23 protein-coding genes, 1 other RNA gene and 1 pseudogene are annotated in these 22299 nt (G+C 65.8%); 17 read left to right on the plus strand and 8 right to left on the minus strand.

Features of this window, described 5'->3' with window-relative positions:
• Positions 1 to 44: 44 nt before the first annotated feature.
• The 3 genes from rpoZ to ACCQ07_RS16450 all read right to left on the minus strand — a co-directional run bounded on the left by rpoZ (position 45) and on the right by ACCQ07_RS16450 (position 2228).
• Positions 45 to 344 carry a DNA-directed RNA polymerase subunit omega gene (gene rpoZ / locus ACCQ07_RS16440; RefSeq protein WP_002812428.1) on the minus strand — a complete coding sequence of 100 codons (300 nt, stop codon included), beginning with the start codon at positions 342 to 344 and terminating at the stop codon, positions 45 to 47.
• Between the two features lie 260 nt (positions 345 to 604).
• Complete coding sequence (gene gmk, locus ACCQ07_RS16445) at positions 605 to 1216, minus strand: guanylate kinase (protein WP_008575828.1); 612 nt, start codon at positions 1214 to 1216, stop codon at positions 605 to 607.
• 151 nt (positions 1217 to 1367) lie between these two features.
• A complete protein-coding gene (locus ACCQ07_RS16450) occupies positions 1368 to 2228 on the minus strand; it encodes a YicC/YloC family endoribonuclease (protein WP_011348463.1) in 861 nt (286 codons plus the stop codon).
• Positions 2229 to 2337: 109 nt separating this feature from the next.
• Between ACCQ07_RS16450 and rph the strand changes: the two genes are divergently transcribed.
• From rph to ACCQ07_RS16490, 8 genes are all read left to right on the plus strand, one after another.
• Positions 2338 to 3063 (plus strand): ribonuclease PH, encoded by a 726-nt coding sequence (gene rph / locus ACCQ07_RS16455; RefSeq protein WP_008575825.1) that lies wholly within the window; start codon positions 2338 to 2340, stop codon positions 3061 to 3063.
• Complete coding sequence (locus ACCQ07_RS16460; protein WP_014090965.1) at positions 3060 to 3452, plus strand: VOC family protein; 393 nt, start codon at positions 3060 to 3062, stop codon at positions 3450 to 3452. Before rph ends, ACCQ07_RS16460 begins: the two co-directional genes overlap by 4 nt.
• On the plus strand, positions 3449 to 4048 hold the full coding sequence (rdgB, locus tag ACCQ07_RS16465; RefSeq protein ID WP_008575822.1) for an RdgB/HAM1 family non-canonical purine NTP pyrophosphatase: 600 nt from the start codon (positions 3449 to 3451) through the stop codon (positions 4046 to 4048). Before ACCQ07_RS16460 ends, rdgB begins: the two co-directional genes overlap by 4 nt.
• Positions 4049 to 4063: 15 nt before the next feature.
• Positions 4064 to 5221 carry a radical SAM family heme chaperone HemW gene (hemW, locus tag ACCQ07_RS16470; protein ID WP_372164271.1) on the plus strand — a complete coding sequence of 386 codons (1158 nt, stop codon included), beginning with the start codon at positions 4064 to 4066 and terminating at the stop codon, positions 5219 to 5221.
• Between the two features lie 281 nt (positions 5222 to 5502).
• Positions 5503 to 7932 (plus strand): DUF1631 domain-containing protein, encoded by a 2430-nt coding sequence (locus ACCQ07_RS16475; RefSeq protein ID WP_372363460.1) that lies wholly within the window; start codon positions 5503 to 5505, stop codon positions 7930 to 7932.
• A complete protein-coding gene (locus ACCQ07_RS16480; RefSeq protein ID WP_008575819.1) occupies positions 7929 to 8276 on the plus strand; it encodes a PilZ domain-containing protein in 348 nt (115 codons plus the stop codon). Before ACCQ07_RS16475 ends, ACCQ07_RS16480 begins: the two co-directional genes overlap by 4 nt.
• A 204-nt stretch (positions 8277 to 8480) precedes the next feature.
• Entirely contained in the window at positions 8481 to 9806 is a 1326-nt protein-coding gene (gene pepQ / locus ACCQ07_RS16485; RefSeq protein WP_109291046.1) for a Xaa-Pro dipeptidase, read from the plus strand.
• 113 nt (positions 9807 to 9919) lie between these two features.
• On the plus strand, positions 9920 to 10318 hold the full coding sequence (locus ACCQ07_RS16490) for an XVIPCD domain-containing protein (protein ID WP_008575817.1): 399 nt from the start codon (positions 9920 to 9922) through the stop codon (positions 10316 to 10318).
• A gap of 162 nt (positions 10319 to 10480) precedes the next feature.
• Here ACCQ07_RS16490 and ACCQ07_RS16495 read toward each other — a convergent pair whose 3' ends face one another.
• Entirely contained in the window at positions 10481 to 11809 is a 1329-nt protein-coding gene (locus ACCQ07_RS16495) for an aminopeptidase P N-terminal domain-containing protein (protein WP_014090969.1), read from the minus strand.
• Positions 11810 to 11817: 8 nt separating this feature from the next.
• Positions 11818 to 12360 carry a YecA/YgfB family protein gene (locus ACCQ07_RS16500; protein WP_011348467.1) on the minus strand — a complete coding sequence of 181 codons (543 nt, stop codon included), beginning with the start codon at positions 12358 to 12360 and terminating at the stop codon, positions 11818 to 11820.
• Between the two features lie 235 nt (positions 12361 to 12595).
• On the opposite strand from ACCQ07_RS16500, the gene ACCQ07_RS16505 reads away from it, so the two are divergent.
• The 8 genes from ACCQ07_RS16505 to ACCQ07_RS16540 all read left to right on the plus strand — a co-directional run bounded on the left by ACCQ07_RS16505 (position 12596) and on the right by ACCQ07_RS16540 (position 17199).
• The gene (locus tag ACCQ07_RS16505; protein ID WP_003486122.1) at positions 12596 to 12817 is read left to right on the plus strand and encodes a TIGR02449 family protein; all 222 of its coding nucleotides are present in this window, start codon (positions 12596 to 12598) and stop codon (positions 12815 to 12817) included.
• Positions 12814 to 13113, plus strand: coding sequence for a cell division protein ZapA (locus ACCQ07_RS16510; protein ID WP_029820193.1), 300 nt, complete (start codon positions 12814 to 12816; stop codon positions 13111 to 13113). Before ACCQ07_RS16505 ends, ACCQ07_RS16510 begins: the two co-directional genes overlap by 4 nt.
• A gap of 95 nt (positions 13114 to 13208) precedes the next feature.
• Positions 13209 to 13392, plus strand: a non-coding RNA gene (gene ssrS, locus ACCQ07_RS16515) — 6S RNA.
• A gap of 337 nt (positions 13393 to 13729) precedes the next feature.
• Positions 13730 to 14320 (plus strand): 5-formyltetrahydrofolate cyclo-ligase, encoded by a 591-nt coding sequence (locus tag ACCQ07_RS16520; RefSeq protein ID WP_008575811.1) that lies wholly within the window; start codon positions 13730 to 13732, stop codon positions 14318 to 14320.
• The gene (locus ACCQ07_RS16525) at positions 14317 to 14793 is read left to right on the plus strand and encodes an EVE domain-containing protein (protein ID WP_029820195.1); all 477 of its coding nucleotides are present in this window, start codon (positions 14317 to 14319) and stop codon (positions 14791 to 14793) included. Before ACCQ07_RS16520 ends, ACCQ07_RS16525 begins: the two co-directional genes overlap by 4 nt.
• A gap of 96 nt (positions 14794 to 14889) precedes the next feature.
• Positions 14890 to 15537, plus strand: a complete 648-nt coding sequence (rpiA, locus tag ACCQ07_RS16530) for a ribose-5-phosphate isomerase RpiA (RefSeq protein WP_008575808.1) — start codon at positions 14890 to 14892, stop codon at positions 15535 to 15537.
• Positions 15538 to 15699: 162 nt separating this feature from the next.
• Positions 15700 to 16149, plus strand: a complete 450-nt coding sequence (locus tag ACCQ07_RS16535; RefSeq protein WP_372363462.1) for a DUF192 domain-containing protein — start codon at positions 15700 to 15702, stop codon at positions 16147 to 16149.
• 168 nt (positions 16150 to 16317) lie between these two features.
• The gene (locus ACCQ07_RS16540; protein ID WP_014090972.1) at positions 16318 to 17199 is read left to right on the plus strand and encodes a SirB1 family protein; all 882 of its coding nucleotides are present in this window, start codon (positions 16318 to 16320) and stop codon (positions 17197 to 17199) included.
• A 144-nt stretch (positions 17200 to 17343) separates the two neighbouring features.
• On the opposite strand, the gene ACCQ07_RS16545 is transcribed toward ACCQ07_RS16540, so the two are convergent.
• Positions 17344 to 17583 carry a rubredoxin gene (locus ACCQ07_RS16545; RefSeq protein ID WP_008575804.1) on the minus strand — a complete coding sequence of 80 codons (240 nt, stop codon included), beginning with the start codon at positions 17581 to 17583 and terminating at the stop codon, positions 17344 to 17346.
• Positions 17584 to 17606: 23 nt separating this feature from the next.
• Here ACCQ07_RS16545 and thiE point away from each other — a divergent pair, with 23 nt between their 5' ends.
• The gene (gene thiE / locus ACCQ07_RS16550) at positions 17607 to 18245 is read left to right on the plus strand and encodes a thiamine phosphate synthase (protein ID WP_109291039.1); all 639 of its coding nucleotides are present in this window, start codon (positions 17607 to 17609) and stop codon (positions 18243 to 18245) included.
• Between the two features lie 84 nt (positions 18246 to 18329).
• Here the strand turns inward: thiE and ACCQ07_RS16555 are convergent.
• Positions 18330 to 18531 (minus strand): annotated as a pseudogene (locus tag ACCQ07_RS16555) (hypothetical protein); the annotation flags it as partial.
• Between the two features lie 552 nt (positions 18532 to 19083).
• Positions 19084 to 22266, minus strand: coding sequence for an outer membrane beta-barrel protein (locus ACCQ07_RS16560; RefSeq protein ID WP_011348478.1), 3183 nt, complete (start codon positions 22264 to 22266; stop codon positions 19084 to 19086).
• Between the last annotated feature and the right edge of the window lie 33 nt (positions 22267 to 22299).

Raw genomic sequence — 22299 nt, forward strand, 5'->3', positions numbered from 1 at the left:
CGCATCGAGGCGGGCTGTTCTGATCGATCGCAGCGATGCTGGGATCAATCGTCGTTCTTGGACATGTCTTCGTCGGCGACCACTTCGGCGGCGGCCCATTCCAGCGCTTCGCGCTCGGCGCGTTCGCGCTCGGCCTTCTCGACTTCATCGATCAGCGCGTTGTCGATCCGGCGTGCGGCGATCTCGCGCAGTGCCATCACGGTGGGCTTGTCGCTGGCATCGGCATTCTCGATCAGCGGCTGCACGCCGTTGGCGAGCTGACGGGCGCGCTTGGAGGCCATCATGACCAGCTCAAAACGGTTGTTCACGACTTCCAGGCAATCTTCTACGGTAATGCGGGCCATGCGGGCTCCCGGCGACCAGCAACGGCCGCGCATCGAATGAGGGAAAGGGGGCGGAGTGTACGCTCCGGCCGGCGCCGCAGCAACCGCCACCCATTCAGTTTCCTTTGGAATCAGCGGTTTGAGCCGCTTGGAGCGACCAGGAAACCTTCCTGAGCAGTCGCTGGTGCAGCCGGCGCGTGTCAGGACCGCGGTCTACGCGCGGTGGATGCCGTCGCGCGGCGGCGCCCGTCCGGTGACCAGCCCCGCGCTGCTAGCGGCGCTTACTCCAGCAGCGCCTGGATCAATCCGGCGTGCCGCTGCTGTTGTGCCTGCCGACGCAGCCGACTGGCGGTGAAGATGGCGCACATCTCCGCCACGGCGATGTCGAAGGTCTCGTTGATGATCACGTAATCGAACTCTTCGAAATGCAGCATCTCTTCACGGGCGGCGGCCAGGCGTTGCGCCATCACGTCCTCGCTGTCCTGCCCGCGCTTGCGCATGCGCTCGTCCAGCGCCTGGCGCGACGGCGGCAGGATGAACACGCTGACCGCATCAGGCACCTTCTGGCGCACCTGACGCGCGCCCTGCCAGTCGATCTCCAGCAGGACGTCGTGGCCGGCGGCCAGCTGCGGCTCCACCGACTGCCGCGCGGTGCCCTTCCAGTCGCCATGCACCAGCGCATATTCGAAGAAATCGCCCGCCTCGATCATGCCCTGGAACTCGTCGGCGGAGACGAAATGGTAGTGCTCGGCATGCCGTTCGCCCGGCCGCGGCGCGCGCGAGGTGAACGAGATCGACAGGGCGATCTTCGGGTCGCGTGCCAGGGTGGCGTTGACGATGCTGCTCTTGCCGGCGCCGGAGGGGGCCGCAACGATATAGAGAGTGCCGCGCATAGGATCAGGGATTCGGGATTGGGGAGTCGGGATTCGCGAACGGACTGCGGACCGGTGCCACCGGGGTCGACATGCTACCGGGATTGGCCGCAGCCCGCTGAAACGCGAGGTTGCCGTCGACCAATCCCGAATCCCCAATCACCAATCCCGGCTACTCGATGTTCTGCACCTGCTCGCGGATCTGGTCGATCAACACCTTCAGATCCACGGCGGCATTGGAGGTGCGGCTGTCCACCGACTTGGAGCCCAGCGTATTGGCTTCGCGGTTGAATTCCTGCAGCAGGAAGTCCAGGCGGCGACCGACCGGTTCGCGCTGCCTGAGCACGCGACGGATCTCGGCGATGTGGCTGGACAGGCGGTCCAGCTCCTCGTCCACATCCAGCTTCTGCAGCCACAGCACCAGCTCCTGCTCGGCACGGCCCGGGTCGACCGGATGCGGCAGGTCGGCCAGGCGCGCGGCCAGCTTGGCGCGCTGACCTTCGCGAATCACCGGAATCAGGACGCGCACCTCGGCGGCGATGCGTTCGATGGCATCTACCCGCTCGCTGATCGCCTCGGCCAGCTTGGCGCCCTCGCGCTCGCGCGCGATCACGAAGCTACCCACCACCTCCTCCAGCAACGCCAGCGCCTGTGCCTGCAACGCGGGGGCGTCCACGTCCTGCACCTGCAGGACGCCGGGCAGCTGCAGCAGGTCGGTGAAGCCGACCTGCAATTTGGGGAACAGACCATCCAGCCGCGTGGCCAGCGCACCCAATTGCTGTAGCAGCGATTCGTTGACCGCCAGCGTCTGCGCGTTGTCGGGCGCGCGCAGGCGCAGCGTCAGATCCAGCTTGCCACGGCTGTTTTTCGCCGCCACCCGCTCGCGTAGCAACGGTTCCAGCGCACGCAATTCCTCGGGCAGACGCACACCCACTTCCAGAAAGCGGTGGTTGACCGAGCGCAGCTCGCAACCGAGCGTGCCCCAGGGTGTGATGCGTTCGCTGCCAGCGAACGCCGTCATGCTTCGGATCATCGTCAATCCCGTGCCGTCAAAGCGCGAATGGTACCCTAGCCGCCCTCGCCGGCTGCCTGCACGCTGCGCAGTGGCGCCAGACCCACCTCCCGACTTCCGGACTCATCGCATGACCTTTTCCCGTCCCAGCGGCCGCACGGCCGACCAGCTGCGCCCGGTGCGCATCGAACGCGCCTTCACCCGCCATGCCGAAGGCTCGGTGCTGGTCAGCTTCGGCGACACCCGCGTGCTGTGCACCGCCAGCGTGGAAAACCGCGTGCCGGGCTTCCTGCGCGGCAAGGGCGAAGGCTGGGTCACCGCCGAATACGGCATGTTGCCGCGCTCTACCCACACCCGTTCCGACCGCGAGGCTGCACGCGGCAAGCAGGGCGGACGCACGCTGGAAATCCAGCGCCTGATCGGCCGTGCACTGCGCGCCTGCGTGGATCGCAATGCACTCGGCGAACGCACCATCACCCTGGACTGCGACGTGCTGCAGGCCGATGGCGGCACCCGCACCGCGGCCATCACCGGCGCATACGTGGCGTTGGCCGATGCGGTGAACCTGCTGATCAAGCGCGGCGACATCAAGAAACACCCGCTGATCGGCGCGGTGGCTGCGGTGTCAGTCGGCATCTATCGTGGTGAACCGGTGCTGGATCTGGATTACCCGGAAGACAGCGACTGCGATACCGACATGAATGTGGTGATGAACGACGGCGGCGGTTTCATCGAGCTGCAGGGCACGGCCGAAGGCCATGCGTTCCGTCGCGACGAACTCAACGCGCTGCTTGCCCTGGCCGAGAAAGGCATGGGCGAGTTGTTCGCACTGCAACGCGCTGCGCTGGCCGGATGAGCCGTCGTATCGCCCTGACCACCTTGCTGGTTGCCGATTACGATGCGGCCATTGCCTGGTACGCCGGCGCGCTGGGTTTCCACGTGCTGCAGGATCGCCCGCTCGATGACGGCAAGCGCTGGGTCGTGATCGGCCCGGGCGGTGCAGACGATGCCGCCCTGCTGCTCGCGCAGCCGGCCAACGCCACGCAACGCGCGCGCATCGGCGACCAGACCGGTGGGCGGGTGGATCATTTCCTCTACACCGATAACTTCTGGCGCGACCACGCGGCCATGCAGGCGTTCGGCGTGGAATTTCTGGAAACCCCGCGCGAAGAGCCGTACGGCACGGTCGTGGTGTTTCGCGATCTGTACGGTACCAAGTGGGATCTGCTGGAGCCCAAGCAATGAAACAACTGGTCCTGGCCAGCGGCAACGCCGGCAAGCTGGAAGAACTGCGTGCCATGCTCGCCGGCCTGCCGCTGCGCATCGTCGCGCAAGGCGACCTGGGCGTGGAAGATGTCCCGGAAACCGGCCTGACCTTCGTCGAGAACGCGCTGATCAAGGCGCGCCATGCCAGCGCGGTGACCGGTTTGCCGGCCCTGGCCGATGACTCGGGGCTGATCGTGGATGCATTGGATGGCGCGCCCGGTCTGTACAGCGCGCGCTATGCCGGCAGCCCAACCGATGCGCAGGCCAACAACGCCAAGTTGCTCGATGCGATGCGCGAGGTTCCGACCGATCGCCGCAGCGCGCGGTTTTATGCGGTGATCGTGTTGCTGCGGCATCCGGAAGATCCGCAGCCGCTGATTGCCGAAGGCAGTTGGGAAGGGGTGATCACCACCGAACCGCGCGGCGCTGGCGGCTTCGGCTACAACCCGGTGTTCCTGGACCCGGTGTATGGCCTGACCGCCGCGGAGATGGACACCGCGTTGAAGAACCGCCTCAGCCATCGTGCGGTCGCCCTGGCCACGCTGCAGCACAAGCTGCATGCGATGGCGCTGTAAGGCACGCCTTGCGCAATGCCCCAGCTGATTCCGCCGCCGCTGTCGCTCTACGTGCACCTGCCCTGGTGCGTGCGCAAATGCCCGTACTGCGATTTCAACTCGCACGCGGCCAAGGGCGTGCTGCCGTTCGAAGAATACGTGGATGCGCTGATCCGCGACCTGGATGAGGATCTACCGCTGGTGTGGGGCCGCGTGGTGCATTCGGTGTTCTTCGGCGGCGGCACGCCCAGCCTGTTTCCGCCGCAGGCGATCGACCGCTTCCTGCAGGCCGCGGCGGCGCGGCTGCGTTTTGCCCCGAATCTCGAAATCACCCTGGAAACCAATCCCGGTACCGCAGAACACGGCCGTTTCGAGCACTACCGCGCTGCGGGCGTCAACCGCCTAAGCTTCGGCGTGCAGACCTTCGACGACCTGGCACTGCAGCGACTTGGCCGCATTCACGACAGCGCCGAAGCCGAGCGCGCGATCAAACTGGCGCAAGACGCCGGCTACGATAATTTCAATATCGACCTGATGTACGCGCTACCCGAGCAGACGCTGATGCAGGCCGAGCACGATCTGGAGCGCGCTTTCGCGCTGCAGCCGACACACCTGTCGCATTACCAGCTCACGCTGGAGCCGAACACGGTGTTCTTCGCGCGGCCGCCCAAGGGCATTCCCGACGACGATGCCGCCTGGGATATCCAGGAGCACTGCCAACGCCTGCTGGCCGACGCCGGCTACGCCCAATACGAAGTCAGCGCGTACGCCAAGCCCGGGCGACAGTGCGCGCACAATCTCAATTACTGGCGCTTCGGCGACTACCTGGGCATTGGCGCGGGCGCGCACGGCAAGATCAGCTCCGGTGCCCAAGGGCACGTGCTGCGGCGCTGGAAGCACAAGCATCCGCAGAGCTATCTGGCCAGTGCCGGCACCGCCGCATCCATCGGCGGCGATGAAATCGTGCCGGGCGAACGGCTGCCGTTCGAATACATGCTCAACCTGCTGCGCCTGCATGAGGGCTTCCGGCTCAGCGACTTCGAGGCTTCGACGGGCCTTGCGGCCTGCGTCATCGAAGCGCCGCTGGCGCGCGCAGTGGCGCAGGGCTGGATGAGGCGGCAAGACGGGCGCGTGGTGCCGACTGAGTTGGGACGGCGCTTTACCAATGATGTGGTCGAGCTGTTCCTGGTCTAAGCGCAGCGAAGAGCTGCGTTCACTGCCAGGTCGGCGCGGCCGGGCGCCTGGCATCGGCATGTACCGCCTGCGTCCAGTACGCCATCACGCCTGGCTGACCCGTGCGCGAGGTGTGAGCGGGCCTGGGCGCGTTGGCAGTACCGATGGATCGGCCGTCCGAGCTGCCGCACACCCGCATGACCACCGGCTGGCACACCGCAGGCCGCATGCGCCGATGCCGCGCGGTCAGCGAAAAAACATGCTACATAGCTCACGCTTCGAACCGAGCCCACCTCCCCCGGATGTCCATGCACGTGTCTTCCATGCAACCTGCAGTTAGCGGCCCGATTGCCGATGCGCCGGTGTCCGCGCGCGGCCGGCGACTGCTCGGCATGCTGCACGCGCAGTGCGTGCAGGCGTTGAGCGGGCCGCTGCGGCTGACCGTCGTCGAGCTGGAACGCGAGCTGTTGCATCAGGCCGAGCATGCACGCAATAGCCAGATCCAGGCCGAAACCTACGCACAGATGCGCGGCCTGCGCGACCACATCGACCGGTTTCCGCAGGCATTCCTGCAGGAACTGGCGCACGCGCTGGCAAGCCTGCGTGAGCGCCCGGTGCTGACACCATTGACCGATGTGCCTGCGCAAACACAGATGCTGACCCTGGTCGAAGACACCGATATCGACCGCGACATCGTATTGAGCGACATCGCACGGCGCGAAACGTCGCGGCGTGCCGATGCCCTGCACCTGCTGGCGCAGCGCTTGGCAGTGATCGGCGCGGTGGCCGAATTCGAGCTGGAAGAATTGCCGATGGGTCCCTACGCGCTGTGCCGCATCGTGCGCCAGTGCGGTCAGACGCTGGGGCTGAACCTGGATGGGCAGCTGACGCTGTACAAGGTGTTCGAGCGCCAGGTGATGGACCGCCTGGGCGACCTGTTCGAAAGTGCCAACGGCGCGCTGGCCCAGGAAGGCATCCTGCCGGGGCTGATCTATCACCCGTATCTGGTCAAACCCACGCAGGTGCAGTCGCGGCGTGCGCCGCCGGCAGCGGCGCATGGGTCGAAGGACGCTGCCGCAATGAGCACGCCCGGTGCGGGCCCGCGCACACCGCGACCGGCCACCGGCTGGGCGGGCCAAGCCGCACCGACGGCGTGGCAGAGCGCCTTGCTGGATCCCGCTGCCGCGCCACCGGCCATGGCAATCGCCGCACCTGCGCAGGCGCTGTCGCCGGCGCTCAACGACGCAGTCCAGGCGCTGGGCGGCTTGATGGCGTCGGCACGGCAGTCGCAGGCAGCGGTGCACGCAAGCCACGCAGGCGCGGGGGCGCCCGCCCATCACGAGGTCATGGCGCCCTCTCCCACCTCGCTCGCCGCTGTGGCCCAGGCATCGCAGCACAGTGCCGCCGCTGCGGTGCCCAAGGCAGCGCTTGGCGATGCCTTGGCCAGCCTGCAAGGCGTGCTGGCCACGCAGGCGGCAGCAACGCCACATGCATCCGGCATCGATGCGGTGCAGCGGCAGGTGCTGAAAGTGCTGCGCCGTCAGCACGGCCCCGATGCCGCGCTATCGCCGCAGGACAACGACACCTTCGACCTGCTCGGCCTGCTCTATGCGCAAATGCAGCGCGAAGTGCGCGAGCAAGCTCCCGCCCAGGCGCTGCTTGCCAAGTTGCAGGTGCCGGTGGTGCGCGCAGCGTTGGCCGACGCGCATTTTTTCGTGCGCGACCAGCACCCGGTGCGCGAACTGCTCAACACCGTCGCCGAGTCCGGGGCCGTGTGGCTGGGCGAGGACGATGCCGACCCGCAACTGCTGCACAAGCTGGGCAGCGCGGTCGACAAGATCGTCAACGACTATCAAGGCGACGAGGCTGTTTTCGCCGCGGCCAACGACGACATCCAGACGCATCTGCGCACCCTCGCGCGCAAGGCCGAGGTGGCCGAGCGGCGGCATGTGGATGCTGCGCGCGGAAAGGAGCGGCTGGAATCTGCCAAGCAGCAGGCCCAAGCGCGCATCGAGCAGCTGTGCGAACAAAGCGCGCCGCCGCGCTTTGTGCAATCGCTGCTGCGCCAGGCCTGGTCGGACGTGCTCACGCTGACATTGCTGCGGCAGGGCGAGCAGTCGCCCGAATGGGACGAGCGCCAAGCGCTGACCGCACGCATTGGCGAGGTCACCTGCCGCAGCAAGGGCCAACCCACCGACATCGCGCTGGGCACCGACGTGGAAACCGCGTTGCTGCAGGTGGGGTATCACCACGACGAAGCAGCGGCGATCGCACGGCGCTTGTCCACGCCCGGTGGCGAGGACGAGGTGACCTCGCGCACCGAGCTTGCCGCCAAGCTCAAGGCACGCGCGCGGCTTGGCGACCAGGGCGACAACGCTGCGCGCAAGCAGGCGGCTACGCCGCGCACGCCCGCCGAAGAGGAGTGCTACCTGCAGGTGCGCAGCTTGCCGTTCGGCACCTGGTTCGAATTCGTGGTCAACCAGCAAGGCGACCTGCGCCGGCAACGCCTGTCCTGGTACAGCCCGATGACCGGCAACGCGCTGTTCGTGAATCAGCGCGGGCAGAAGGTTGGCGAGCACTCGCTGGACAGCCTGGCACGGCTGATGGCCGGTGGGCAGGCACGTTTGGTGGTGGAAGAGAAATCGCGTCTGATCGATCGCGCCTGGCATGCCACCGTGCGCACGCTGCGCAGTCTGGCCGGCCAGTCGCCTGTTGCCGAGGCCCAGCCATGATCCAGGACACCCGCCGCGCACCGCGCCGCCAGCCGACCGACCTGCTGCCGGTCATCGATATGCTCAGCGAGGCGCAGATCGGCCGGGTCGGCAATGTGTCCGAAACCGGCATGCTGTTGTTGGCCTCGGTGCCGCTGCACGACGACGCCCTGTACCAATTGCGCTTTTCGCTGCCCGAACGGGTTGGCCGCGCGACCGAGATCGATGTCGGCGTGCATCTGCTGTGGTCCGAAGCCGCACACGCACCCGGGCAGGCCTGGGCGGGCTTCCGCTTCCTGACCATGTCCGAGCCGCACCGGCAACGCCTGCGCGCCTGGATCGCCGAAGAACATCTGGCCGGGTAAGCGCGGCCGACACACGGCCACGCAATGGCCAAGCGGGCGCTGCCGCTGCCTGCCGCTGCAGGCCCATACGTCGCCTGTTGCTCCTTCGCGCCGGCGGTCGTCCACGGACGATTGCGCCCTGGTTGTCGGCCGTATCAGACACAGCGCCGTTGCAGGGATTGCGGCAAACTGCGCATCGCCTTTGCATTGCCGATCGAGCCCCGCATGCCCCAACCCTCCTTGAGCAGCCTGTACTCCGACCACCTGCGCACCCTCACCGCGCGCGCCGACGAAGCGCTGCAACGCGGCGGCTTCGAGCATCTGGTGGTTCCCAGCGGCAGCACGCATTACCAGCTGTTCGACGACCGCGATTACCCCTACGCGGTGAACCCGCAGTTCAAGGCCTGGGTACCGCTGACACGGGTCCCCAACAGCTGGCTGGTCTACACGCCGGGCAAGCGCCCGACGGTGATCTTCTATCAGCCGTTCGACTACTGGCATGTGGTGCCCGACGCGCCCAGCGGCTGGTGGGTCGACCACTGCGACATCCACATCATCCGCACCCCGGAGCAGGCGCTGGCGCTGCTGCCCAAGCACGCTGAGCGCTGCGCGATCCTCGGCGAGCCGCAAAGCACGCTCGGTGCATACGTGCCGAACAACCCGCAGCCGGTGCTCGATTACCTGGAATACCAGCGCGCGTTCAAGACACCCTACGAGCTGGCATTGCTGCGCATCGCACAGCAACTGGCGGTGCGCGGCCATCGCGCTGCGGAAGCCGCGTTCCGCGCCGGCCAAAGCGAATTCGGCATCCACATGGCGTATTGCGCGGCAGTGGGCCAGGACGCCAATGACTTGCCGTACGGCAACATCATCGCGCTCAACGAACACGGCGCGGTGCTGCACTACACCGAACTGGGCCAGCAGCCGCCGCAACCGCTGCGTAGCTTCCTGATCGACGCCGGCGCCTCCGCATACGGCTACGCCAGCGACATCACCCGCACCTACGCCGCCGACCCCGGCAGCGACTTTCAGGCGCTGATCGACGCGGTGGACGCCTCCCAGCTGCGCATGGGCCAGAACGTGCGCGCCGGCGTGGACTACAAGCAGTTGCACATCGAGGCGCATCTGGCGTTGATGGGCATCCTCAAGGAGTTCGGCGTGCTGACCGTCTCGCCGGAAGCGGCTTTGGCCACCGGCGTCAGCGCCGCGTTCTTCCCGCACGGCCTGGGCCATCTGATCGGCCTGCAAGTGCACGATGTGGCCGGTTTTGCCGCAAGCGACCGCGGCGGCCGCATCGAACGCCCGGCCGGCCACCCGTATCTGCGCCTGACCCGCGTGCTGGAACCCGGCATGGTGGTGACGATCGAGCCCGGCGTGTACTTCATCGACATGCTGCTGGACGAAGTGAAGAAGAACGGCCACGCCGCCAGCGTCAACTGGCAGCGCGTGGAAGCCTTCAAGCCCTACGGCGGCATTCGCATCGAAGATGAGGTGGCGTGCACCGACGGCAGCGCGGAAAATCTGACCCGCCCGGTCTTTGCCTCCGCATGAGCACCAGGCGCAACTGACGGCACTACGGTTGCGCTGAAGTGGGCTCTCAGCCGCGCCATCCACCGCCCGATCACGCCCGGCAACGTTTGGGCATCACCCTACGGAACATCGCCATGAACGACCCACGCCAGAGTTCGCACCCGGACCACCCGATGTATCAACAGATCGAACGCGGCGTGCATGCGATCGATGCCGCGCATGGCCGCGTCCCCGATCAGACCAGCGCACGCCTCACCGCCGCCTTGCTGCCACTGGCCAAGGAAGGTGGGCTCGTGCGCGTGGATCATGTGCTGATGAGCGAAGCGAACGATCGCGGCGTGCACGGCGGCGAAAACGTGTTCGTGGTGCAAGGCGACCCGGCCAACCCCGCGCATCTGCGCGCGCACATGAAAACCGAACAGGCGCTGGGCACGCCGGAAGAGCAATCGTTCGAGCGCGCCCGTCAGCTCGGCGGGCAGAGCGCGCCCGTGCAACAGCCCGAACGCACGCAGGCGCCGCAGCTGGGCCAATAACCGCCAGCCAACCCACGCCTGCGCAGCCGCCCGGCGCGCGCGGCCGATGCCCCGAACCGGCGTCCGCCATGGCACTGCTGCGGCAATTGCGCTGCGGCAACGTCTGCGTCATGACGCCAGCTGCAGCGTGTCGGTCCTTGTCAATGTCGTGCACGCCGGCGCTCATGCGCCGCCGGCCATCTCCGCTTCGATCTCGTCGGCACTGCGCGCCAGCGCATCGGTCAGCACACGGTGGCCATCGGCAGTGATCAGCACATTGTCTTCGGTGCGAATGCCGATGCCGCGCCACTTGGCCTCTACCGAAGTGTCGTCGGCCGACACGTAGAGCCCCGGTTCGATGGTGAACACCATGCCGGGCTCGAGCAGCCGCGAATCGCCGGCCAGCCGGTAGTCGCCCACATCGTGCACATCCAGGCCCAGCCAGTGGCCGGTCTTGTGCCGATAAAAGCGTTTGTAGTGTCCATCGGCGATGTTGCGCTCAAGTTTTCCCTTGAGCAGGCCCAGGCGCAGCAGGCCTTCGGTCAAGGTTTCCACCGCCGCCAGATGCCCGGCTTCGTACGCTACGCCGGGGCGCGCCTGTGCAAGCGCAGCCGCCTGCGCAGCACCGACCAGATCGTGCAATGCACGCTGCGCTGGCGTGAAGCGGCCGTTGACCGGAAAGGTGCGGGTGATATCGGCCGCATACCCACGATATTCGGCACCGGCATCGATCAGCACCAGCTCGCCATCGCGGCTGCGCGCATTGTTGGCACGGTAGTGCAGCACGCAGGCGTTGCTGCCGGTGCCGACGATGCTGCCGTATGCCGGCCATGCGTCGGCAGCGCGGAATTCGCGCTCGACCTCGGCCTGCAGTTCGTATTCGTGCACACCCGGCCACGCCATCCGCATCGCTGCACGGTGCGCGCGCACGCTGATGTCGGCAGCCTGCTGCATCAGCGCGATTTCGTCGCGTGATTTGAACAGGCGCTGCTCGTGCAACAGATGCCCGAGCTCGAGGAATTCGTGTGGCGGCTGCGCCCCGTGGCGCACCTGCTCGCGCACGCGCTTGAGCCAGCCGATCAATTTGAGATCGAAATCGACATCGCGCCCGAAGTGGTAGTACACGCGGCTACGCCCTTCCAGCAGGCCGGGCAGGATCTCGTCGACATCGTCGATGGGGTACGCATCGTCCATGCCGTAGCGTTCCACCGCACCTTCCTGGCCCTCGCGCGGGCCATCCCAGGCTTCGCGTTCGGCATCGCGTTCGCGGCAGAACAGAATCGCTTCGCCATGCTTGCGGCCGGGCACCAGCACCAGCACCGCCTCGGGCTCCGGAAACCCGCTCAGATACCAGAAATCCGAATCCTGTCGATACGGGTAATGCGTGTCGTGGCTGCGCACGCGCTCAGGCGCGGCCGGCAAGATCAAAATCGCCTGCTCGCCCGCCATCTGCATCAGCTGCTTGCGCCGGCGCGCGTACTCGGCCGCGCCAATCCCGGTGAGCTTCTTCATGCCGGCAATCAGTTCAGACGCTGGCGAAAGCGCGGCCCCATCACGCAGTCGCCATGCAGCAACAGCACCGCCACGCGTACGAATTCTTCGATCTCGGCCAATGCGGTGTCGTCCTCGTCGGCCGCGTCGAAGTCCTCGCTGGAGGCCTGCGCCAGACGCGCCAGATCCTGCAGCGCTTCCTCGCCTTCTTCGCTCAGTGCCGGACGCTGCTGCGCAGCCAGGCCGAAGCCGCCCAGGAAGGCGCGGCACCAGTCGAACAATGCATCGGTGCGCGCCGGCAACGGGGCGCCGTCTTCGACCAGCAGCAGCTCGAAGGCGAAATCGCGGTCTTCCAGTTGCGCCACGGTGGCCTGCCGCAGCTGATCCAGCGCCCCACCCTGCTGGGGCGCCACCTGACCGCTGTCGGCCAGAATGCGCGCCAGCCAGTCGGCGCTGTCGGCACCGCCGCCGGAGAGCCACCCGCACAGTCCACCATGCAACTCCGCCGCAGAGGACGCCAGCGCGAGCTGACGGCTTTCGTGTTGCACAGCGGTTACGTCGGGCAGATCCATCGGGTCATCCAGGCTGAAGAGCGAAAGGTGCCGGCGCACGGCCGGCGATATGACTTCCCAGTGTACCAAGGCGGCCTGCGTGGGCCGCGACCTGCGCGTTTCAGAGCGCGTTCCCCTCCTGCAATGCCGGCCTGCCTGGATCGGTGCCAGGCCTTGCAGGGCTTGGACCGACGCCAGGGATTGGGGCAAGCGTGGGCGCTTGACCACCCCGCGCACGCGCCCCTATCGTGAGCGCATGGACAACGCTGCCGCCCTCGCCCAGATCCGCGCACTCGCTGCCCGCGTGGAGGCGTTGGTGGAGCGTACCCAACGGCTCACCGACGAGAACCGCAGCCTGCGTCACCAACAGGAGCAGCTCATCGGCGAGCGCTCCCAACTGTTGACCAAGAACGAGCAGGCGCGCTCGCGGGTGGAAGCGATGATCGCCCGCCTGAAGTCATTGGAGCAGCACACGTGAGCAACAACGAACCGGTCAGCGTGCGTATTCTGGATCGTGAATACACGGTGGGCGTGACGGCAGACGAGCACGAAAGTCTCACCGCCGCCGCGCGGCTGCTGGATCTACGCATGCGTGAGATCCGCGGCAGCAATCGCATGGCAGCAGTGGACCGTGTGGCAGTGCTTGCTGCGCTCAACTTGGCGCACGAGTTGCAGCAACTGCGCGAACAACAGGCGCTCTACGATCGTGAATTGGCAACGACGCTGGACACCTTGAATCGCCGGCTCGACAGCGTTGCCGACACACCGCGCTGAGTGGAATTCGCACTGCCATCGCAAATATGAATCCTCAAGCCCGCCGACCGACGAGTGGGCTAGCCATCGCGGCACAGAGGTCTATAATTCACCTGCGTTCTCTGCTGTAAACGACAGCGTGCAAAACATTCGCCTTGTCCCTTAATTACGACCACGGGGGCGCGACGAAGCCGGGTGTGCAAGTCCGCCTTGTAGCGGGAAGCCCGATGGCCTCACAACGTCCCCACTTGAACCCCGGGTTCAAGGTCGTTTCGCCCGCATCGTCACGGCGGAGAATGCAAATCTGAAACGGCGCCTTCGGGCGTCGTTTCTTTTTTGTGCGTCTGACGGTCTGACATGCGGCAGTTGAAGCGGCCCTGCGGATCTGTTGCGCTCGCGATGCTGGTGCCGTGTCGGTGGCGTTGCCGCGCGCGGCAATGCGCACGCTGTATCGCCCATGCAGATGCAGATGCAGATGCAGATGCAGATGCAGGGCATAGTCCGGGTAGTGCGCACACCGTAAGGCTCTATCGGCACGCCCATAGCGCAGGCGCAACTGCGGGCCGCATGGCACGCCATGCTAGGCAGGCGCGTGTGCGCATTCGACAATGCAACACCATTGCGCTGCGAGACACCGATGACCGAGGACCGAGATGCGTTGCGCCAGCAGTTGCGCGCACACCGCCGCAGCCTGCCGGCAGCGCAGCGCCTGGCCGCAGCCGATGCGTTGGCACAGCGTTTGCTGGCGCTGCCGTTCGCGCCGCAACAGGGCGCCGTAGCGGGCTATTGGGCGATGGACGGCGAAATTGCGCTGCACCGCTGGCAGCTGACCTTGCCGGCGGGAGTGCGCTACTGCCTGCCGGTGCTGGACGGGCGCGTGCTGCGCTTTGCGCCGTGGCGGCCGGGCCAGCCGCTGGTGAGCAATCGCTACGGCATTCCGGAGCCGGATGTGGCACGCGCCGACACGTTGGCACCGGAGGAGATGGCACTGGTGGTGACGCCGCTGACCGGCTTCGATGCGGCGTGCCGTCGGCTGGGAATGGGAGGCGGCTGGTATGATCGCAGCTTCGCGTTCCGGCATCGCCAGGCGCCGCCTCCCTGGCTGGTCGGTGCTGGCTTCGCTGCGCAGCAGGTGCCCGCCCTGCCTTCCGAAGCATGGGATGTGGCGGTCGACGCCATCTGCACCGAACGCGCCACCTTCCTGAAAGACGACACCGTTTCCGAATGACTGCCCGCAAGCGCTACTGGTTGATGAAGTCCGAGCCGGACACGTTCTCCATCGATGATCTGGAACGTGTCGGCACCGAGCCCTGGAACGGCGTGCGTAACTACCAGGCGCGCAACTTCATGCGCGATGGCATGCAGGTGGGCGATGGCGTGTTTTTCTACCATTCCAACTGCAAGGTGCCCGGCATCGTCGGCATCGCCAAGGTGGCGAGCGCGGCGTATCCGGACGACACCCAGTTCGACCCGTCTTCCGACTACCACGACCCAAAATCCACCCGCGAGGACCCGCGCTGGATGCTGGTGGACGTGGCGTTCGAGCGCAAACTCGCCCGCACGATTTCGCTGGATGAAATCAAGCAACAGGCCGATGCGCTGGGCGAAGGCTTTGCGCTGATCGCACGCGGTAACCGCCTGTCGATCCTGCCAGTGACCGCCGCGCAGTGGAAGTTGCTGCTGGCGATGGAAACGCCGTGATTGGGGATTCGGCAGTTGGGATTCGCCCATTGCCACCCCGCGTGACCGGCTTTTACGAATCCCAAATCCCCAATCACTAATCCCGAGCTCTTACCCATGTCCGAAGCAAAACGCCTGGCCGCCGAAAAAGCGATCGATTACGTGGAAGACGGCATGATCGTCGGAGTGGGCACCGGCTCGACGGTGGCTTACTTCATCGACGCGCTGGGCCGCATCGGCCATCGCATCAAGGGCGCAGTGTCCAGCTCCGAACAGAGCACCGCGCGCCTGCGCCAGCATGGCATCGAGGTGCTGGACCTCAATCACACCGGCAATCTGTCGCTGTACGTGGACGGCGCCGACGAGTGCGACCCGAACCGTTGTCTGATCAAGGGCGGCGGCGCAGCGCTGACGCGCGAGAAGATCATTGCCGAAGCCAGCGAGCGCTTCATCTGCATCGTCGACCCCAGCAAGCAGGTGCCGGTGCTGGGCAAGTTCCCGCTGCCGGTGGAAGTGATTCCGATGGCACGCAGCCTGGTGGCCCGCCAGATCCTGGCATTGACCGGCGGCCAGCCGGTGTGGCGCGATGGCGTGGTCACCGACAACGGCAACGTGGTGCTGGACGTGCATCACCTGCAGATTACCGACCCGGTGGGCCTGGAGCGCAGCTTGAACCAGATTCCCGGCGTGGTCTGCGTGGGTTTGTTCGCGCGGCGCCCGGCCGATGTGGTGATCGTGGGCGGCGAGCCACCGCAGGTGATCTGAAGATCGCGTGCGGGCCTTCGCATGCGCAGTGACGGCCCGCATTGCGAAGCGATGGCGGGTCGCACATATCCCGCTTGCAGCAACCGCACGACGCACCGCAGCCGCTTGACGCACGCGGCCGCTTGGCAGATGGTGCGGCATCCTCGCCAGTCGGTATGCCGCATGCGTTGTTCTGGTCTTCTAATCCTTGCGCTTCTGATGCTGCTCGGCGGCTGCGCCAGCAGCGACGACAGCTGGGTGGAACTGGCAGGCACGCGCTACAAGGTGGAACTGGCGCAGAACGATGCCGATCGCGCCAAGGGCCTGATGTTTCGCGATGCCATGGACCAAGACCGCGGCATGCTGTTCATCCACGACCGCCAGGAGCCGATGGCGTACTGGATGAAGAACACCAAGATCGCGCTGGATATCCTGTATTTCGATGAACAGCGCCGGCTGGTCTCCCAGCAGCGCGATGTGCCGCCGTGTTCGGCCGGCGACGCCTGTCCGCCCTATCCCAGCAGGCAGCCCGCGCGCTATGTGCTGGAGCTGAATGCCGGCCAGGCCGCCAAGCTCGGCCTGAAGGATGGGGCAACGCTGCGCTTCAGCCCGGACATCCCGACGCCCGAATAAGCGGCTGCAAGCAGGTCCTGGGACCATACCAGCCAGGCGCATGGGGCCTGCCGACGGGTGAGACCTGCGCGTCACCTTTCCGAACGGCGTTTGCGACCGTCGGACGCAGGGCCGCCTGTCAGCGTTACGCGTTCATGCGCCCCGCGTCCCTGTCAGGAAGTACCGGACTTGAACCCTGCGCCGCTTGCCGACACTCTTGGCAGCATGGTCGACATGCTCCCACTTCCCCATTGGACCGCGCTCGCCAGCCTGGACGACGATGCGGTGCCGTTGATGTCCACCGCGCTGCTGATCGCGCGCGACGAGTATCCGCAGCTGGATGCCGAGCTGTACGACACGCTGGTGCAGAGCCACGTCGAGCATCTGCGCCGCGAAGTGGACGCAATCGATCTATGGCCGCTGAAGATGGCGGCGGTCAATCGCTACTTATTCGACGAGCTGGGCTATTCGGGCAATCACGACGAGTATTACGACCCGCGTAACAGCTACCTCAACCAGGTGTTCGAGCGCCGGCTGGGCAATCCGATTTCACTGGCGATGGTGCAGATCGAAGTGGCGCGCCGGCTGGGCATCCCGTTGGCGGGGGTGTCGTTTCCCGGCCATTTCCTGGTGCGTCTGCCGGTGGATGACGGCGTGCTGGTGATGGACCCGTTCAACGGCGGCCGTCCGCTGGGCGTGGATGAGCTGCGCGAACGTGCCCGCCCGCATCTGGGCGGCGAAATTCCCGACGACCGCGCGCTCGCGCAGATTCTCGACCCCGCCCCGCACCGCGCGATCTTGATCCGCATCCTGCGCAACCTGCACGGCGTCTATGCCGATGCCGAGCACTGGGACCGCGCTGCCCGCAGCGCCGACCGCATCCTGAAGCTGGTGCCCGACCAACCCGAGGCCCTGCGCGACCGCGGCATGGCCTATCTGCATCTGGGCCACCGCAACGGCGCACGCCACGATTTATCGCGCTACCTGGTGCTCAACCCGGGCGCGCAGGACGCGGCCCATCTGCACGAACACCTGGTGGAATTGAATAGCCAGCGCGCGCGGGCGCATTGAGCGGGTAGACGCGCCGGCTGGCTAGGCCAGTCTGCCCGGATAGGCCACCGCCGCGTGGTTCTCGGCAACGCGCGCACTGGCCGGCCCGCATCGCAGCAGCATCGTGGTCGCCGACACTGCCTGATTGCACGCCGTTGGCGGCGCTCAGTCGATCTCCACCATCTCGAAGTCCTCCTTGGTCACGCCGCAATCGGGGCAGGTCCAGGTGTCGGGGACGTCCTGCCAGCGGGTACCCGGGGCGATGCCTTCTTCGGGGATGCCGTCGGCCTCGTGGTAGAGAAACCCGCAGACGACGCACATCCAGGTGCGGTAGGTGGTCGTGGATGTCTCGCTCATCGGATAATCGCGGTCATGCAACAGTGGGCCTGCATTGTCCCATCCCATCCACCGCTTTCGGAAGCGTTGCCATGCCCAACCGTCTCGACGTTCGCGGCGTCTATCTGATCACCCCCGACGAGCCCAACACGCAGCGCCTGCTGCTGCGCACGGCGCCGTTGCTGGGGTCGATCACCTGGCTGCAATACCGCAACAAGCAGGCGGATGCGGCGCTGCGGCTGCGCCAGGCCGGCGCCTTGCGCGAGGCATGCGCGGCCCATGGCGTGCCGTTGATCATCAACGACGATGCGCAGCTGGCGGCGCAGGTCGGTGCGCAAGGCGTACATCTGGGCGAAGACGATGGCGATGTGGCGGCAGCGCGCGCACTGCTGGGCGAGCAGGCCATCATCGGGGTGTCGTGCTACGACGAAATCGAGCGCGCGCGCGCCGCAGCGGAAGCGGGCGCCAGTTACGTGGCCTTCGGTGCGTTTTTCCCGACCACCACCAAGCAGACCACCCGGCGCGCAACGCCTGCATTGCTGCAGCAGGCTGCCGAACTCAACCTGCCGCGCGTCGCGATCGGTGGCATTGCGCCTGCGCAGGTGCCTGCGCTGGTGACTGCCGGCGCCGATCTCATTGCGGTGGTCAGTGGCGTGTACGCGGCGCCGGATCCGGTCTCAGCGGTGCAGGAGTATCGCGCAGGGTTTGCGGCTCAGCGCGGCAAGCTTTGAAAGTTGTTCATCCAAGCGCTTCAATCGATTTGAAGACAGCGCGTTTTTCATTTCGCTGCATCGCTTGGGTGAAAAACCAGGTGCGTCGCGCGCGCGGTGCCCTCGCCGCTTGCGGGAGACGCCGCAAATCCGTCCTTGGAGGCTCGATGGCGGCATCCATGCCGCCAACGGTCCCGCAAGCGGCGAGGACACCGCACCAGAAGGTTGGCTGGCGGCCAACCGAGCGGGTCGTTGCGTGCGCGGCCACGCTGCTGCCGATTGCTTCGTGATGGCACTTGCCGGGCACGACGAGAGAATGACCAGAGAAGCGGGTGATTGACCGATGTGGAAAGCGCCTCGAGCGCTGCTCCCACATGCACAGCAACCAACGCGACAGGCCCTTGCCCGCCTACCGTCGCCGGACCTTACGCGGCACGGATGCCGCGTAAGAGCTTACAGGGACGTACTTGCAGCGTGTCCGGCGATGGTAGGCGGGCAAGGGCCCTGCAGCCAAGAAGCAGATCTAAGGCTCCCAGGCTTGGCCATACAAACCGTCCAATCCACTTCAAGACCGCGACATGTATTTCACTGCATCGCGTTGCCTCGAACATCGCGTGCGCGGTGCCTTCGCCAGACGGTTTGCTGGCAGTTTTATTGAAAGCGATGCAGACACGCGATCATGACGTACCCCTGCTAGCCGAACGCCGAGATCAAGTGCACTGCGCTCAGCCAAGTCGTCGCTCAGGCGGCGTGTTCCCGCTCATCAGAATGATGTCGACTTGAGCGCCATCCCCAAAAAAAAACAGCGACGCGTGCCATCACGCGTCGCTGCCGGGACTGCCGTTATCGCGTGGCGCGATTAAAAGTCGTAGCTCAACGTCACCCGACCCGAGCGCGGCGCCTGATAGGCGACGACCTGGTCCCATAGCGGGTTGGTGGTGTTGTCGGGCAATTGCGAGAACGGGTAGATGTTGGTCGCGGTCTGCTCGTTGGTGATGTTGAATACGTCCAAGCGCAACGCCAGCTTGCCATCTGCAAATGCCGGCTTGTAGGTCACGCCCATGTCCAGCTGCGCGATCCAGCCCAAACGCCCCTGCGAGCCGGGAGGCGATGCCACGCCGGTGCCGGTCTCCGGGTTGTAGCAGTAGTGATACGGGCCGCCGGTAATTGCACTGCCGCCGTAGCCGGCCGGATCGCGGCCGCTATATTCGGTCCCGTAGTAGTTGCCCAGGCAGTTGTGCGGAGCACCGGAAATCAGGCTGAAATTGGCCGATGCGCCCCATTGCGGAGTGAATTGGTAGAAGCCGAACAGCTTGAGCTGATGGCGATGATCGTTGGATTGATCGCCATTGAAGTGTTCCATCAACGCAGGGTGGTCCCAGCTTTGCGTGGTCGAGACCGAGGCCTGGCCCTGATAGCTGCCCAGCGCGCCGCCGGTGCGCCACAGATCCGAACGCACCTGGCCCTCGGTGGTGCCGTAGCTATGCGACCAGACGTAATTGACCTTGGCATACCACTTGCCGTCGAACGGACGCTCCAGATTGAACTCCACCGCCGAATAATTGCGCTTGAACTTCGGGAAACCTGCCGCCTCGCGGCTCACCGATATTTCGTGGAACTGGCCATCGGTGCCGATCACTCCCCAGGTATTGGTCTGGCCCGGATTGATCAACGATGCGCCCGCCACCTTGGAGAAATCGATGGTCACGCCTTGCGCCGCTGCCGCATCGATCAACGCGGTGTTGGAGACGTCATAGTTCTGGTCGTCGATGCCGGCATTGAGACGGCGATGCGTGCCGCGCACGCCCAGCACCCAGCCGCTATCGAGTTGCTTGGTAAATCCGAGGATGAGTTCGTCCTGGTTTTCGCCTTCGATGTCCTTGGCCACCGCGGTACGTACATCGGCGATGCGACCGAAGCGCGAATTGGCCGACACCGCCGAACCCAGCTGCTGCGCCAGGATCGGCGTGCCGTCGGCATTGATGCCGCTGTAGGTGAAGTAGGTATCGGTGGTCGTGGCCGGGGTGAACAGACTCACCGCCGATAGCGGCAGACCGAGGTAGTAACGGCCAAGGTTACCGAACACCTTCAAGCTGGAATCGCCATTGACGTCCCAGCTAAAGCCCAAGCGCGGCGCCCACGCGTTGTCGATTTCGATGTAGGGATCACCGAACGGGGTGTAGTTGGTGAACTCGTCCTTGCGCAGGCCCAGGCTCAGCAGCAGATTGTCGGTGACCTGCCACTTGTCTTCGATGTAGTAGGCGCGTTGCTTGGCCTCGTACGAATACAGGCTGGTGTTGATGTTGCGCACCACGTAGTAGCCACTGGATCCATTGACCGGATCCACCAAACCCGGGCTCGGCGCACCGATGCCGCCGGCTTCGTTGGCCGACTGGCTGACCAGGCCGCCAGTGGCCAGCCCGTACGGGTCATTGGTCTGTCCGTAGGTCCAGGCAAACCCGGGGCCAGAGAGGATCGAGCCGACATCGATGCCTTCTGACTTCTGGTTATCGAGACCGAAGTTGAGCGTGTGGTGGCCGATGCGCCATTCCAGATTCAGGCGCTGGTTGTCTTTTTTGTACTCGCGGTCCGGCGAGCTGACCGAGGTGACCAGCTGGTTGCCGATGCGCGGTGTGCCGCCGGTGTAGGCAGGGTTCTGCAATGCGGCGCTGTTGATCACCGGACCGCCAGCAGCGTCGTAGTTGAACGGCGTCAGTTCGTCCGGCGTTCTCATCTTGCCGTACAGGGCGGTCACGGTGAGGTTGTCGCTCAGGTAGCCGGTGTACTTGCCGGTGAACAGCGTCGGCCCGGTTTTCCAGGTGGATTCGTCGGTGAAGTAGGCGCCACGCTGACGCGCAACATAGTCGTAGCGATAGATCGAGCCATTGGTTTCGGCGACGTCGCTGGCACCGGTCACCTCGATCAGGTGGTTGTCGGTGATGTTCCAGTCCACCTTGGCGTACCAGCGCTTCTGCGTGTAGTCGTAGTCGGTGAGGCCGCCGGTGCGGCCGTTGTCGGTGTCGCGATTGGTGCCCACGCGCACGCCGTCGGAGTTCACCTGCTCGGCGGCCAGGAAGAAGAACAGCTTGTCCTGGATGATGGGCCCGCCGACATAGGCGCTGTAGGTGGTCTGGTTGGCCTCGGCCTCGCTGGCGGGCTGGTACAGGCCATTGGCCGCACGCGCATAGCGGTAGGCGGCGTTGTTGATGGTGCTGCCCTGGCTGTCCGGGCGCCAATAGATGTCGCGCTGATTGGCCTTGAGGCCGTTCGGCTCCCAGATCACTGCAGCGCCGAACTTCCACTCATTGGTGCCGCGCTTGCCGATCTGGTTGATCACGCCGCCGTTGGCGCGGCCGTACTGCGCGCCGTAGCCGCCGGTAAAGATTTCCTGTTGGTCGATGGCGCCGTACGGCAGGGTCAGGCCGCCCAGGTTATTGCTGATGGTGGTGGTGTTGAAACCGTTGAGGTAGTACGCGTTTTCGCTGGCGGCCGAGCCGCCGAAGCTGGGGAGCGAGCCGCCGAGCGGGCCGTTGTCGAAGCCGCCGCTGTTGACCACCACCCCCGGTGCCAGCAGCGCGATCGCTTCGGCGGTGCGGCCCAGCGGCAGTTGCTGCAACTGTTCGGCGGTGACCACGGTGCGCGTATCCACGCTGCTGACGTCGATGGTGGTGAGGCTAGCGGCGCTGACGGTGACGCTGTCCAGGGTCTGCACGCCGCTCCCCGCGGCTGCGCTGGCAGCGAAGGACACGTCTGTATTGGCCCCGACGGTGATGGCGACGTTCTCGCGCGTCTCCACCACTGCGCCATCGCGCTTGACCGTCACCTTGTAGGTGCCCAGCGGCAGATTGCCGGCGGTGTAGCGGCCGCGTGCGTCCACCGGCACCTCGCGGCTGAAGCCGCTATTGTTTTCCACCAGCACGCTCGTGCCACTGCCCTGCCCCACGCTGCCGACGATGCTGCCGGTGGTGGACTGCGCGTGGACGCTGCCCATGGCCACGACCAATGCCAATGCCAAGGCACGCTTCTGGATACTACGGTTCATGCTCTCTCCCCAGGTCTTGAACTGTCGGCAAGG

Source organism: Xanthomonas sp. NCPPB 3583 (assembly GCF_041475715.2).
Lineage (GTDB): Bacteria > Pseudomonadota > Gammaproteobacteria > Xanthomonadales > Xanthomonadaceae > Xanthomonas > Xanthomonas euvesicatoria.